The organism is Serratia sp. (in: enterobacteria) (assembly GCF_046715635.1).
Lineage (GTDB): Bacteria > Pseudomonadota > Gammaproteobacteria > Enterobacterales > Enterobacteriaceae > Chania.
The window spans coordinates 1-14921 of record NZ_JBKJYW010000527.1 but is presented as its reverse complement, the minus strand read 5'-3'; the positions used below and the strand labels follow the sequence as shown (position 1 = coordinate 14921).

Annotated in this window: 11 protein-coding genes and 1 pseudogene; 7 read left to right on the top strand and 5 right to left on the bottom strand. The window is 52.4% G+C overall.

Annotation, left to right across the window (positions count from 1 at the left end; all coding sequences use genetic code 11):
- The first annotated feature begins 973 nt into the window (after nt 1-973).
- Together ACLQ7H_RS27195 and ACLQ7H_RS27190 are read left to right on the top strand one after the other, a co-directional pair.
- Nucleotides 974-1099 carry a hypothetical protein gene (locus ACLQ7H_RS27195; protein WP_411755357.1) on the top strand — a complete coding sequence of 42 codons (126 nt, stop codon included), beginning with the start codon at nt 974-976 and terminating at the stop codon, nt 1097-1099.
- Between the two features lie 56 nt (nt 1100-1155).
- Complete coding sequence (locus tag ACLQ7H_RS27190; RefSeq protein ID WP_175319880.1) at nt 1156-1434, top strand: hypothetical protein; 279 nt, start codon at nt 1156-1158, stop codon at nt 1432-1434.
- A gap of 79 nt (nt 1435-1513) precedes the next feature.
- Here ACLQ7H_RS27190 and xerC read toward each other — a convergent pair whose 3' ends face one another.
- The gene (gene xerC, locus ACLQ7H_RS27185) at nt 1514-3169 is read right to left on the bottom strand and encodes a tyrosine recombinase XerC (protein WP_411755356.1); all 1656 of its coding nucleotides are present in this window, start codon (nt 3167-3169) and stop codon (nt 1514-1516) included.
- A gap of 111 nt (nt 3170-3280) precedes the next feature.
- Here xerC and rluB point away from each other — a divergent pair, with 111 nt between their 5' ends.
- Nucleotides 3281-4180, top strand: a complete 900-nt coding sequence (rluB, locus tag ACLQ7H_RS27180; RefSeq protein WP_411755355.1) for a 23S rRNA pseudouridine(2605) synthase RluB — start codon at nt 3281-3283, stop codon at nt 4178-4180.
- Nucleotides 4181-4227: 47 nt separating this feature from the next.
- Here the strand turns inward: rluB and cobO are convergent, their stop codons facing one another.
- Both cobO and ACLQ7H_RS27170 read right to left on the bottom strand, forming a co-directional pair.
- Complete coding sequence (cobO, locus tag ACLQ7H_RS27175) at nt 4228-4827, bottom strand: cob(I)yrinic acid a,c-diamide adenosyltransferase (RefSeq protein WP_411755354.1); 600 nt, start codon at nt 4825-4827, stop codon at nt 4228-4230.
- A 13-nt stretch (nt 4828-4840) separates the two neighbouring features.
- Nucleotides 4841-5468, bottom strand: a pseudogene (locus tag ACLQ7H_RS27170) (YciK family oxidoreductase).
- Nucleotides 5469-5851: 383 nt separating this feature from the next.
- On the opposite strand from ACLQ7H_RS27170, the gene sohB reads away from it, so the two are divergent.
- On the top strand, nt 5852-6898 hold the full coding sequence (gene sohB / locus ACLQ7H_RS27165; protein WP_411755353.1) for a protease SohB: 1047 nt from the start codon (nt 5852-5854) through the stop codon (nt 6896-6898).
- A 49-nt stretch (nt 6899-6947) separates the two neighbouring features.
- Here sohB and ACLQ7H_RS27160 read toward each other — a convergent pair whose 3' ends face one another.
- Nucleotides 6948-7199, bottom strand: coding sequence for a YciN family protein (locus tag ACLQ7H_RS27160; RefSeq protein ID WP_021181261.1), 252 nt, complete (start codon nt 7197-7199; stop codon nt 6948-6950).
- Nucleotides 7200-7625: 426 nt separating this feature from the next.
- Here ACLQ7H_RS27160 and topA point away from each other — a divergent pair, with 426 nt between their 5' ends.
- From topA to acnA, 3 genes are all read left to right on the top strand, one after another.
- A complete protein-coding gene (gene topA, locus ACLQ7H_RS27155) occupies nt 7626-10235 on the top strand; it encodes a type I DNA topoisomerase (protein ID WP_411755352.1) in 2610 nt (869 codons plus the stop codon).
- Between the two features lie 360 nt (nt 10236-10595).
- Complete coding sequence (gene cysB / locus ACLQ7H_RS27150; protein WP_021181263.1) at nt 10596-11570, top strand: HTH-type transcriptional regulator CysB; 975 nt, start codon at nt 10596-10598, stop codon at nt 11568-11570.
- Between the two features lie 229 nt (nt 11571-11799).
- Entirely contained in the window at nt 11800-14472 is a 2673-nt protein-coding gene (acnA, locus tag ACLQ7H_RS27145) for an aconitate hydratase AcnA (RefSeq protein WP_411755351.1), read from the top strand.
- A 33-nt stretch (nt 14473-14505) separates the two neighbouring features.
- Here acnA and ribA read toward each other — a convergent pair.
- A partial coding sequence (gene ribA / locus ACLQ7H_RS27140) for a GTP cyclohydrolase II (protein ID WP_411755350.1) occupies nt 14506-14921 on the bottom strand: 416 nt, incomplete at its 5' end.

Sequence of the window (14921 nt, the reverse complement as noted above, 5' to 3'; positions counted from 1 at the left end):
TGCCGACCTGGCCCAACAGCCGGATCAATGAACTATTGCCTTACGCCGAAAACCGCTTCAGCTAATTACCCCGTCAGCTTATTACATTATTTTAATCACACAACACGAGTTCACCGTTCGGTTACGTTGTTTCGAGTGATCAGTTCAGAGTTCTTGTGTTTAAAAAAGAGTGAGTTGGTTGGAGTGGGGTAAGGCTTGGTTGCATGCGGAGGATGGGCAAATAGACAAAAAACAGGATTTAGATGCACTTGGTAAAAATATTACCCCCGTGATTGACAAGTCTTGCTAACCAGTCACAGCGCGGATTGTGAGCTGATGGTAACATTTCACCCCCAAGTTATCCACAAAACCGGCAGGTTTTGTTCACTTGCAAAGTGTTAAATTCCCCTTTATCTTGTGCTTGTTAAATGAAAGGTGCCCATATCTTGTGTTTTTGGTGTTCCCTTTAACAAAAAAAAGCCGAGTCCACAAATGTGAATCCGGCTTCTCTAGAAGCATGGCCGCTTTGAGTCTGCAAACTCAAAGTTAACCATTAGCCTCTACTCTCCTACTAAAAGTTTTTGGATTGTAGTCAGCTTCGATGGGTCATGCAAATTAAGTTTTGGCTAAACGTGTCGAGGTAGATGCAAGATGAGTGTTTGTAAAAGTAAACATAGGTATTGGGACTTTATGGTCAGTCTGCCAGAAGACCAAGGTGGATTAGGGCGTCACAAATGCTGTGGCTGTGCATATGAGAAAGGTTATCAGGCTGGTTTTTCCCGTTCAGGGCGGATCTTAGTTGACCTCAATTCTTTGCACGATAGCCAAGCTGGGACTGTTCGTCATAAAAGCCCGCAGGCAGCATATGCCAAAGGTTATAGCGACGGTGTGATGGCATCTTATAGCCAATCTTCGATGGCTAGCTGAGAAGCGCCTAAACAAGGAGGGGGTGCACTTCGCACCCTCATCCTAGTACCAACGTGAGGTTGTACCTATGTTAAAGCGTAAAGTAGGCCGCAGCGCTATTACAGGTCAATTTGTGACCAACAACGAAGTAAAGAAAAACCCTAAAACAACGGTTATGGAAACGATCAAGTACCCGAAGAAAGAGAAGAAGTAATACATGAAGCGCCGTAAGGCGCTTCATTAAGATTTGAAACTCTGGGAGATAGAGAAATGGCTAACAATCTGTTCGTTACATATGACTTGATCAGAAACAAAGACTATGAAGCGGTACATGAGGCAATTAAAGCCTTAGGTAACTGGGCTAAGGTCACAGAATCCAACTGGTATGTGAACTCAAATTATACAGCATCACAAGCTTTTGATATTGTTAAAAAATCAATTGATTCTGATGACAAATTAATAGTTGTTGATGCTTCTAATAACAGTGCTGCATGGATAAATCTTGCTCCTGAGGTACCCGAATTTATAAAGGATCAATGGCTTAAGTAATCGTCTTAACGGGCACGTCGAGTACGGCATCTTCGCTTTAATTAACCACGACGTGCCTAACCTACCGCTTCAACTGATATCAATTGATACAATCGACAACTCTCAACAACTCTTTGATAGTTGGCCTGTGTGTATACCTTGATGTAATCCCTAGGGCCTGTGTTCGGCTGTGTCCTACAACAAATTGAACTAAGGCCGCATTTGAGACACTCGCGATAGCTGTACTTATGAAAGTGTGGCGTAGGTTATGAATGCGGCGTTTTAATCCAAATTCGTCATAGGTTGGGATCCCGAGGTTCTCCATTATAGCAACCCACCCATTCGAGATGGTCGTGTAATCCGGTAGGTCTCCGAACACAAGATCCTCGTCGGAGAGTGGGGCAATACGTTTGAACAGCCCCCGTTCTAACTTTTGGTGGATTGGAATCTGACGTAGCGCATGATCAGTCTTGCCGCCCTCAATGAAAATGTACCAGCGTCCTGTTTCCTCATCCTGCCTTATGTGGTGTTTACAAATACTGGCAATCTCTGCACGTCTGGCCCCTGTATAGATGATGGTCAGGAAATAGTCTCTCCTCCAATCGGTAAGTGGCATAGCGGCTAAGGTGCTTTTCAGTTTCGTCATTTCACCGGCGTTATAGTGTCCGCCACGGTTAGGGGTTACCTCATAGCTGATCCCATCTGTCGGGGATGTATGTAGGATGTCTTTGTGGTCGACAAGGTATGTCTTGAACAGGGAGCGCCAGATCTTGAGGTGCTTGTGAACGTGCTCACTCGAAATCAGATCCTCTTCAGGAACATCATAGGCGATGCACTCTGCTAGGTTCATACTGGAGTAGGGTTTACGGGTTCGAGTAGGGAGATTTTTAGCAACCTGCAAGGCTTCTCTAATGTGTTGTTTGGTGATGCCGTCAACTGGGATATCTCCCGCCACATAGAACAAAATCTCATAGAAGCGCTGATTCTCACCAGCGACAGCCCGCCGCCATTTCTGCCCCTTGTCAGCAACATACATTTCCCAAGCTTCTGATAACTTGATTGCAGGAGAGGTGTTATCTTTTGCATCTATGGTGACGTTGTCACTCGCCGGTATCCGTTGACTACTCGGGGAAACTGTCGGTAGCTTTGACTTGAGGGAACTAACCAACTGCTCATGCTTGGTGAAATCACCATCATAGAAGGCTTGGTAAGCTTGGTAGAGCTTTGCCTTAGACATGTCCAAGGTTGTTGAGGCGTCAGATATTTCATTGGCAAGGCCGGAAGGGTCAATGTTCTGATGCAAGAAATTAGCTTTGATGAGTTGTTCTGATCCTTCCTTTCCTTCATAGACCCAAGACATTGCTGATTTTGCGTACTCACCAGCCGCCGACGCTGCTGCTGCGGGGTCATCAATTGGCATCCCCATCTCTTTAGCTATTTTACCTATCATTGGTAAGGATTCCGCTTCAAAGATATCCGCTTCAAGCATCCTCAATAGGAACGTATCTAGATCCTGCTTGGTAAGCTCACGCATTCCGTTCAACTTCCCTTTGAACTCCTCTACGGACATCGCCCCAGACTGAACCAAAGGGATGTAAGGGGCCATTTTGGACATGGTAACTTGGGCTTGTTTCAGACTGTCAGTATTGAGCGATAAACGAACATACTTTTTAGAATCATTGGTTCTGAAGTTAGTGTAGAATGTCCGGCCACGCCGTATCGTGTGTGGCAGTTTGTGTGACACCTTGTTTGACATGCTGTATTCCAAAATGTGTGCAAGATTATAGGGTTATGGCGTTACCGGCCGTAACTGATTGAAAGTATAGTATACGTTGACGTCTGTGAAGGCGACACTAGAGGCTGCTCAATGAGCGAAAAGTTACAGAAAGTATTAGCGAATGCGGGCCATGGCTCGCGTCGTGAAATAGAAACCATGATTGAGGCGGGTCGCATCAGCGTCGACGGCAAGATCGCCAAACTGGGCGACCGCGTTGAAGTGGTTGCCGGGATGAAAATTCGTCTGGACGGTCACGTTGTCTCGATCAAAGAATCCGAAGAAGCGGTTTGCCGCGTGCTGGCTTATTATAAGCCGGAAGGCGAGCTCTGTACCCGTAGCGATCCAGAAGGTCGCCCAACGGTCTTCGATCGCCTGCCAAAACTGCGCGGCTCTCGCTGGGTAGCGGTAGGGCGTTTGGACGTGAATACCTCAGGCTTGCTGCTGTTTACCACCGACGGTGAACTGGCTAACCGCCTGATGCACCCAAGCCGCGAAGTCGAACGCGAATACGCCGTGCGCGTGTTTGGCCAGATCGACGACGAAAAGCTCAAGCAACTGAGCAAAGGTGTACAACTGGAAGATGGCCCTGCTGCATTCCGCACCATCACCTTCCAGGGCGGCGAAGGGATCAACCAGTGGTACAACGTCACGCTGACCGAAGGCCGTAACCGTGAAGTTCGTCGCCTGTGGGAAGCCGTTGGCGTGCAGGTAAGCCGTTTGATCCGCGTGCGTTACGGCGATATTGATCTGCCAAAAGGCTTGCCTCGTGGCGGCTATACCGAGCTGGATCTCAAGGCGACCAACTATCTGCGTGAGCTGGTGGAATTACAACCGGAAACCGTCAGCAAACTGCCGGTGGAACGCGATCGTCGCCGTGTGAAGGCCAACCAGATCCGCCGTGCGGTAAAACGTCACAGCCAGGTTGCTCCCGGCAGCCGTCGTAGCGCACCAGGCGGCAGCAAACCGGCCAAGCCTTCCAAGCGCAAATAAATCTGTTACCGTGGCCACGCTATCAGGCATGGCCACGGATTATTCGATTACCAGTCAATTCCCTGCTGAGCCTTGATCCCCGCTTCAAACGCGTGCTTCACCGGTCGCATCTCCGTAACGGTATCCGCCAGTTCCAGCAAATCGCGATGACAACCACGCCCGGTGATAATCACAGTCTGGTGTGCAGGACGCTGCGCAAGCGCCTCCAGCAGCTCTGACAGCTCTGACAGCTCTAAATAGCCGTAGCTCACCATATAGGTCAACTCGTCCATCAGCACCATATCCAGGCTACTGTCGGCCAACATTCGCTTGCCGTGTTGCCAGACGGCCTGACAGGCGGCGGTATCGCTTTCCCGATCCTGAGTTTCCCAGGTAAAGCCGGTGGCCATCACCTGAAATTCCACGCCGTGCTGTTGCAGCAGGTTTTTCTCGCCGTTGGGCCACTGGCCTTTGATAAACTGGATCACTCCGGCCTTCATACCGTGGCCGACGGCACGGGTGACGGTGCCAAATGCGGCGGTGGTCTTGCCTTTGCCATTGCCGGTAAAGACCAGCAATAGGCCACGGGTTTCCTGCGCGGCGGCAATGCGGGCATCCACCTGTTCTTTCAGCCGTTGCTGGCGTTGCTGGTGACGATCTTCAGCCATGTTAAAAGCTTCCTTATTCGGCGGCGCCGGGTTTACGGTTGGGCTGAGCATCGAAGCTCATGCCGGTTTTACGGCGGCTGTCATCGCCCATCAAATAGAGATACAGCGGCATGATATCGGCCGGTGTTTTCAGCTTGTTTTTATCTTCCTGTGGGAAGGCCGATGCACGCATTTTGGTGCGAGTTCCCCCCGGATTGATGCAATTTACCCGCAAGTTATGGCTTTTATACTCATCGGCCAATACCTGCATCATTCCCTCGGTAGCAAACTTGGAAACCGCATAGGCCCCCCAACCGGCACGGCCGGAACGGCCAACGCTGGAACTGGTGAACACCAGCGATCCCGAATTCGATTTCAGCAACAACGGCAGCAGCGCCTGGGTGAGCATGAAGGTGGCATTCACGTTGACCTGCATCACCTCGTTCCACATGGTCATCGAAAGCTCGGCCATCGGGGCGATGTCACCCAACAAACCGGCGTTTTGCAACACGCCGTCCAGGCGTGGCACCTTGGTGGCCAAGTCTTCGGCCAGGGTTTGGCACTGCTCTGGCGTGGCGTGTAGCAAATCCAACATAACGATATGCGCCGGTGACCAGAATAATTCGTTGTTCGAGCAGATCCTGCTTAGGTTGGTAATGCACAATAGTTCCTCGCGCCTGGTTGGCGGCTCTCGCGCTATGGCTGGGAGCTCGGGTAGAGAGTAGATCGCTGGCAGGAGCAGGGTTGCTCAACCACAATGGCGATCCACTGCGAATTTTTGTCAGCAATTTAATGAATAATGACTGTTATATGCCTGAAATGGATCGCATTTTCAATGAGTAACCCACAGAAACGGCATTCTTTTGTAACAAAAACGGTACAATAGCGGCTTGATTACCGGTGCGGGCAACCCCATAGCACGTAGGTGCGCAGCATGATGAGCCTGTTCATCAATCCGAATTTTCATTTAGGCGCGACAGCCTTGCTGGCGATTGGCTAAAATGAACGGGATCACACTAACAAACTGTAAATAAAGGCGGTATCTGTGGAGTTTATATCTGTTTATGGCCTTTTTCTGGCCAAAGTCGCCACGGTGGTGATTGCTATTGCCGCGCTGGCGTTACTGGCGGTGAGCCTTGGGCAGCGTAAGAGCCAGCAGAAAGGGGAACTACAGCTTACCGACCTGGGTGAGCAATATCGTGAAATGCAACGGGAAATGCGCCTTGCCCGCATGGGGGCGACAGAGCAGAAAGCCTGGAGCAAGCAGTTCAAAAAGCAGAACAAGGCCGACGACAAGCTGAAAAAGCAACGTGCCAAGGCCGGTGCGGTAGAGGCAGTCAAACCTTGCCTGTATGTACTGGATTTCAAGGGTAGCATGGATGCCCATGAGGTCAGCTCACTGCGTGAAGAGATCTCTGCCGTGTTGGCGGTAGCTACGGCCAAGGACGAGGTGTTGCTGCGTTTGGAGAGCCCTGGTGGGGTGGTGCACGGCTATGGTCTGGCAGCCTCGCAACTGGAGCGCTTGCGCAAGGGCGGTATCCGCCTGACGGTGGCGGTGGATAAGGTCGCGGCTAGCGGCGGGTACATGATGGCCTGTGTGGCCGATCGCATAGTGGCAGCACCGTTCGCCATCATTGGGTCGATCGGCGTGGTTGCGCAGATCCCCAACTTCCATCGCTTGCTGCAAAAGAGCAACATCGATGTGGAATTGCACACTGCTGGCCAGTTCAAACGTACCTTGACCCTATTTGGTGAAAACACCGAGCAAGGGCGGGAAAAATTCCGTGAAGATCTGAACGAAACCCACGAGTTGTTCAAACAGTTTGTTCATCAGCAACGCCCTTCATTGGCTATCGAAGAGGTCGCTACCGGTGAGCACTGGTATGGCACTCAGGCGAAAGATAAAGGGCTGGTGGATGCGGTCGGCACCAGTGACGATCTGCTGATTGCCGAGATGGAAAACCATGAGGTGGTGGGGGTGCGCTATGCCCGCCGTAAACGCCTGATCGATCGCTTTACCGGCAGTGCAGCAGAGAGCGCCGATCGTCTGCTGTTGCGCTGGTGGCAACGCGGTGAGAAACCGCTGTTATAAGCCAGTAAACCGGTGATTACACGGGGCCTGATGGCCCCGTTTTTAATGGTTAATCCACCAGATGATATTTCTCAGAAAGCACATGGGCCAGGTGCTTAAACATATTAAATACGGCCGTGGTTTTTGCCGTTGGTAGCCCCTCGGGATCTAAAAAGAACTCGCCGCGGAAAACCAACACGCTGCCTTTCTGCTCAACGTCGGTGGCCACCATGCCGTGCATATAATCTTCGTGTTGGCGGATGATGTTATTTGCTTCAGTAAGCAGATCTGCTCGTTCGATGGGTTGAGTGTTGTTACGCATTTATTTCTCCTGCTAACGAAAATTCTGAACGTATTCTAGCGCGGGTTCGCGTTTGTCCGCAAACCAGCTAAGGTTTAATTGCCGTCTGGACGGCCAGTGATTTGACCGTCCGTGGCGAAATGAGGTTTTCCGCGCTAATTAAGTTGCGTCGTGTTTGTTATCAGGTAGAGTGTGGGATTTTGCGGCTTCCGGTGGAAGGATTTGTTTACGCTCAACGCAGGTCATAGCTGGCCTGGCTTCTGGGGTTCGGCGTGAACAGGTTAGGCTGGTGAAATGCGTTCAGGTTGACCAGTTAGGCAACCATTAGAAAAAAACAGGTTGATCTCTTGCCAGAGTACCGCAATATAAATAAGAGATACGAATTGCCGCGGTACGGCGAGACAAATGGCTTCTTTTTAGAAGTATTAAATTCAGGTAAAGGTAATTATGGGCAAAGCTCTCGTAATAGTTGAGTCCCCGGCAAAAGCCAAAACTATTAATAAATATTTAGGTAATGACTACGTGGTGAAGTCCAGCGTCGGTCATATCCGTGATTTGCCGACCAGTGGCTCAGCTAGCAAAAAGAGCGCTGTGTCAACCGAAGACAAAACCAAAGACAAAGCCAAAAAGAAAGTCAAGAAAGATGAAAAGACCGCGCTGGTCAATCGCATGGGCGTCGATCCTTACCACGGGTGGGAAGCGCAATATGAGATTTTGCCCGGTAAGGAAAAAGTGGTCGCCGAGTTAAAGTCGTTAGCCGAAAACGCTGACCACATTTACCTCGCAACCGACCTTGACCGCGAAGGGGAAGCCATCGCCTGGCACCTGCGGGAAGTGATCGGTGGGGATGACAAACGCTTTAGCCGCGTGGTGTTTAACGAAATCACCAAAAACGCGATCCAGCAGGCGTTCCAAGCGCCAGGCGAGCTGAATATCGATCGCGTCAACGCACAGCAGGCGCGTCGCTTTATGGACCGCGTAGTGGGCTACATGGTGTCGCCACTGCTGTGGAAAAAAATTGCCCGTGGCCTGTCCGCTGGCCGGGTGCAGTCCGTTGCGGTACGGTTGGTGGTGGAGCGTGAGCGCGACATCAAGGCGTTCGTACCCGAAGAATACTGGGAACTGCATGCCGATCTGTTGGCGAAAGGTGAAATTGCGCTGCAGATGGAAGTCACACATGCCCATGATAAGCCGTTCAAACCGGTTAACCGTGAGCAGACTCATGCCGCGCTCAATCTGCTGGAAAAAGCCCGTTACACGGTGCTGGATCGTGAAGACAAACCGACCAGCAGCAAACCGGGTGCACCGTTCATCACCTCCACGCTGCAACAGGCTGCCAGTACCCGTCTGAGCTTCGGCGTGAAGAAAACCATGATGATGGCGCAGCGCCTGTATGAAGCTGGCCATATCACCTATATGCGTACCGACTCCACCAACCTGAGCCAGGATGCGGTCAACATGGTGCGCGGTTATATCGGTGACAACTTCGGCGACAAGTACCTGCCGAAGGCGCCTAATCAATACAGCAACAAAGAAAACTCCCAGGAAGCGCACGAAGCGATCCGTCCTTCCGATGTCAGCGTATTGGCTGAACAGCTGAAAGATATGGAAGCGGATGCGCAGAAACTGTATCAGTTGATCTGGCGTCAGTTTGTCGCCTGTCAGATGACACCAGCGCAATACGACTCTACCACGCTGACGGTGAAAGCCGACGACTTCCTGCTGCGTGCCAAAGGCCGTACGCTGCGTTTCGATGGTTGGACCAAAGTGATGCCTGCGCTGCGTAAGGGCGATGAAGATCGCACTCTGCCGTTTGTGGAAGTGGGCAGCGAACTGGATCTGCAAAAACTGATCCCGAGCCAGCACTTTACCAAGCCACCGGCACGTTACAGTGAAGCTTCACTGGTTAAAGAGTTGGAAAAACGCGGGATTGGCCGTCCATCTACCTATGCCTCGATCATCTCGACCATTCAGGATCGTGGCTATGTGCGGGTAGAGAGTCGCCGGTTCTACGCGGAAAAAATGGGTGAGATCGTCACCGATCGCCTGGAAGAAAACTTCCGTGAGCTGATGAATTACGACTTTACCGCGCGCATGGAAAATGGCCTGGACCAGGTCGCCAACAACCAGGCGGAATGGAAAGCGGTGCTGGACGAATTCTTTGCCGAATTCAGCGAGCAGTTGGAAACCGCCGAGAAGGACCCTGAAGAGGGTGGCATGCGCCCGAACCAGATGGTGATGACCAGCATTGACTGCCCGACCTGTGGCCGCAAGATGGGCATCCGCACCGCCAGTACCGGCGTGTTCCTTGGTTGTTCCGGCTACGCGTTGACGCCGAAAGAGCGCTGTAAAACCACCATCAACCTGGTGCCGGAAGCGGAAGTGCTGAACATCCTCGAAGGGGATGATGCAGAAACCAACGCCCTGCGTGCCCGTAAGCGTTGCCAGAAGTGCGGCACCGCGATGGACAGCTACCTGATCGACAACCAGCGCAAGCTGCACGTGTGCGGCAACAACCCGGCCTGTGATGGCTACGAAATCGAGCAGGGCGAATTCCGCCTGAAAGGTTACGACGGCCCGATCGTTGAGTGTGAGAAATGTGGTTCCGAAATGCACCTGAAAATGGGACGCTTTGGTAAGTACATGGGCTGTACCAACGAAAACTGCAAGAATACCCGTAAGATCCTGCGCAGCGGTGAAGTTGCTCCGCCGAAAGAGGACCCGGTCCCGCTGCCAGAGTTGCCGTGCGAGAAATCGGACGCCTACTTTGTGTTGCGTGACGGGGCCGCAGGCGTGTTCCTGGCGGCCAACACCTTCCCTAAATCGCGCGAAACCCGTGCGCCGTTAGTGGAAGAGTTGCTGCGCTTCAAAGATCGTTTGCCGGAGAAATTGAGCTATCTGGCCGATGCGCCGGTGGCCGATCCCGAAGGCAACAAAACGATGGTGCGCTTCAGCCGTAAAACCAAGCAGCAGTATGTCTCATCAGAAAAAGACGGTAAGGCCACCGGCTGGTCCGCATTCTTCGTTGATGGCAAATGGGTTGAAGGCAAGAAGTAACCCGGCGCAAGGCAATACCAAAAAACCAGCTCACTGAGCTGGTTTTTTATTGGCGAAAATCGGCTGGCGGATCTATTCTTCTCTGCTTTTTCTTATTTTTATCGGCAAGGCTCGGCGTTGATAATCATGCGAAAAGATCGTTATCATCTTGTGAAGCAGCTCTATACTTGGTGTCGTGACATGATATAATGGTTATATAAAAACGTTTTTTATGATTAAAGCTTATTAGCAACGGCGTTTTCATCAGCATCTGGGCGAAATCACTGTGTTTAAGGCTTGTGAGAATTAAGCATACCGGGCAACACCGAGATACCTGGCTGCGGCAGGCCGCAGTGTTTTAACCTAGGATGGTATTCAAATATGAAATTGCAGCAACTTCGTTACATCGTAGAAGTGGTGAATCATAACCTCAACGTCTCTTCCACGGCTGAAGGTCTCTATACCTCGCAACCGGGTATCAGTAAGCAGGTGAGGATGCTGGAGGATGAGCTAGGCATCCAGATTTTCGCTCGTAGCGGCAAACACCTGACCCAGGTGACGCCTGCCGGCCAGGAAATTATCCGCATTGCCCGCGAAGTGTTGTCCAAAGTGGAGGCCATCAAGGCCGTTGCCGGGGAACATACTTACCCGGACAAAGGTTCGCTGTATGTGGCAACGACCCATACCCAGGCACGCTACGCCTTGCCCAATGTGATCAAAGGCTTTATTGAGCGTTACCCGCGCGTGTCTCTGCATATGCACCAGGGCTCGCCAACGCAGATTGCTGAAGCGGTTTCCAAAGGTTCCGCAGACTTTGCCATTGCCACTGAAGCGCTGCACCTGTACGACGATTTAATCATGCTGCCGTGCTACCACTGGAACCGGGCGGTGGTTGTGAAGCCCGATCACCCATTAGCGGGCAAGAGCCACATCACCATTGAAGAATTGGCCGAGTATCCTATCGTCACCTATACCTTTGGCTTTACGGGGCGCTCAGAGCTGGATACGGCGTTCAACCGGGCGGGGTTGACCCCGCGCATCGTGTTTACCGCAACCGATGCCGACGTGATCAAAACTTATGTACGTCTGGGGCTGGGTGTTGGTGTGATCGCCAGCATGGCGGTCGATCCGGTGCAGGATCCGGATTTGGTGATGGTGGATGCCCGAGATATCTTCACCTATAGCACCACCAAGATCGGTTTCCGCCGCAGTACCTTCTTGCGCAGCTATATGTACGACTTTATTCAACGCTTTGCACCGCATCTGACGCGCGACGTGGTCGATACCGCCGTGGCTTTGCGCACCAATGATGAGATTGAGGCGATGTTCAAGGATATCAAGCTGCCGACCAAATAGGTCGTAACTTGAGCCGCATTAAACAATCTAAACCGCCTTACATGGCGGTTTTTCTTTGGCAGACGCCTGCTAACTCATTGACCTGCCAGTAGCTTCCTGCCTTTGATTGCTCTTGCCTATCGTTATGATCAAAACGTGTTGTTATCAGAACGTTACATGGGGTTTGTGTTATCTTTAAATAACACCTCAGAAATCACCCTGGTTTGACATAATAAAAAATGGAGGAGCTATGTCGTCCGATCTTCGTAAAACGAGTATGGATAAGCTGGTAGCACTGGGTAGTGAGTATCACTATTACAGTTTGCCGCTGGCGGCCAGACAGTTAGGGGATATTGACCGGCTGCCGAAATCGATGAAAGTGTTACTGGAAAACCTGTTGCGCCATGTGGATGGTGATACGGTACAGGTTGACGATCTGAAGGCGATCGTAGGCTGGTTGCAAACCGGCCATGCCGATCGAGAAATTGCTTATCGCCCGGCGCGGGTACTGATGCAGGATTTCACCGGCGTACCTGCCGTGGTGGATTTGGCGGCAATGCGTGAGGCCGTTCTGCGCCTGGGCGGGAAGGTCGATCAGGTGAATCCACTGTCACCGGTCGATCTGGTTATTGACCACTCGGTTACCGTCGATGAATTTGGCGACGATGACGCCTTTGGTGAAAACGTGCGTATCGAAATGGAGCGCAACCACGAACGCTACACTTTCCTGCGCTGGGGGCAAAAGGCCTTCAACCGCTTCCGCGTGGTGCCACCCGGCACAGGCATCTGCCATCAGGTGAACCTGGAGTATCTGGGGCAAACCGTTTGGCACACTGAAGAGGATGGCCAACGCATTGCTTACCCCGATACCTTGGTGGGTACCGATTCCCATACCACCATGATCAACGGTCTTGGTATCCTGGGCTGGGGCGTTGGCGGAATTGAGGCCGAAGCTGCCATGTTAGGCCAGCCGGTTTCCATGCTGATCCCGGATGTGGTGGGCTTTAAACTCAGCGGTAAGTTATCCGAGGGTATTACAGCCACCGACTTGGTGCTCACCGTTACCCAAATGCTGCGTAAGCACGGCGTCGTCGGTAAGTTTGTTGAGTTTTATGGTGATGGGCTGGCCGATTTGCCGTTGGCGGACCGTGCAACCATTGCCAACATGTCGCCAGAGTTCGGGGCAACCTGTGGCTTCTTCCCGGTAGATGACGTGACGCTGGGCTACCTGCAGTTAAGTGGTCGTAGCGCCGAGCAGATCGCATTGGTGGAAGCCTATGCCAAGGCTCAGGGGATGTGGCGTAATCCCGGTGATGAACCGGTATTTACCAGCACGTTGTCGCTGGATATGTCGACGGTCGAAGCCAGCCTGGCTGGGCCAAAACGCCCGCAAGACCGCGTTGCATTGCCGCAGGTACCCACCGCATTCACCGCTGCGACCGAACTGGAAATTGGCGGTCAGAAAGATAAACAGGAATCTAAACGCTTCACCCTCAACGGCAAAGATCACGAGTTGCATACTGGTGCAGTGGTGATCGCAGCCATTACCTCCTGTACCAACACTTCCAACCCGAGCGTGATGATGGCCGCCGGTCTGTTGGCCAAAAAGGCCGTTGAAAAAGGTTTGAAGACCAAGCCGTGGGTGAAAACCTCGTTGGCACCGGGTTCCAAAGTGGTGACCGAATACTTCGACCGCGCGAAACTGACACCGTACCTGGAGCAGTTGGGCTTTAACCTGGTCGGTTACGGCTGCACGACCTGTATTGGTAACTCTGGCCCGTTGCCCGATCCGATTGAGCAGGCGATCAAGGCAGGGGATCTCACCGTAGGGGCAGTGCTGTCCGGTAACCGTAACTTTGAAGGGCGTATCCATCCGTTGGTAAAAACCAACTGGCTGGCTTCACCGCCGCTGGTGGTAGCCTATGCGCTGGCGGGTAACATGAAGGTCGATCTGACCAATGATGCGCTGGGCGTAGGCCGCGACGGCAAGCCGGTCTATCTGAAGGATATCTGGCCTACCAGCCAGGAGGTGGCTCAGGCGGTGGCCGAGGTCAGTACCGAAATGTTCCATAAGGAATATGGCGCAGTATTTGACGGCGACGCCAGTTGGCAAGCGATCCAGGTGACCGGTTCAGCGACCTATGAATGGCAAGCCGATTCAACCTATATTCGCCATCCGCCATTCTTCACTACCATGAAGGCGCAACCGGACCCGGTACAGGACATTAAAGGTGCGCGTATTCTGGCAATCCTCGCGGACTCGGTGACCACTGACCATATCTCACCTGCGGGCAACATCAAGCGTGACAGCCCAGCAGGGCGCTACCTGAGCGAGCGAGGAGTAGAGGTAAAAGAGTTCAACTCTTATGGTTCACGCCGCGGTAACCATGAAGTGATGATGCGGGGCACCTTCGCCAACATCCGTATCCGTAACGAAATGGTTCCGGGTGTGGAGGGCGGTTATACCCGGCATCTGCCTTCGCAGAATCAGATGGCCATCTATGATGCCGCCATGCAGTATCAGCAGGAGCAGGTGCCACTGGCGGTGATTGCCGGTAAAGAGTATGGCTCCGGCTCCAGCCGTGACTGGGCAGCCAAAGGGCCGCGTTTATTGGGGGTACGAGTGGTGATTGCGGAATCCTTCGAGCGTATCCACCGTTCCAACCTGATCGGCATGGGTATCTTGCCGTTAGAATTCCCGCAGGGAATAACGCGCAAATCGCTGGGTTTGACGGGAGAGGAACTGATCGACGTAAGCGGTTTACTGGCGTTACAACCCGGCCAGACGGTACCGGTTAATCTCACCTATGCCGATGGTCGGCAGGTGGTGGTCAATACCCGCTGCCGCATTGATACCGGCAATGAGCTAACCTATTACCAGAACGACGGCATCCTGCACTACGTTATCCGTAAAATGTTGTAGAGAGAACAAGGGCGCCAGCAGGCGCCCTTGTTGTTATTTTTTGTCCAGCAAGTGGCCCATTTTCGCGGCCTTGGTCGCCAGGTAACGCTCATTTTTCGGGTTACGGCCAACGATCAATGGCACGCGTTCGGAAATATTAATCCCCGCCTCGCTAAGGATTTCAACCTTCTTCGGGTTATTGGTCAGCAGGCGCACCGCATCCACTCCCAGCAGTTTGAACATATCGGCGCATAACGTGAAGTCACGCTCATCGGCGGCAAAGCCTAGCTGATGGTTGGCTTCTACCGTGTCCGCCCCTTTGTCCTGCAAGGCATAGGCGCGTATCTTGTTCAACAGACCGATATTACGGCCTTCCTGGCGGTGATACAGCAGAATGCCACGGCCTTCCTCGGCGATCTGTTCCAACGCGGCTTCCAGTTGAAAACCACAGTCACAGCGCAGGCTGAACA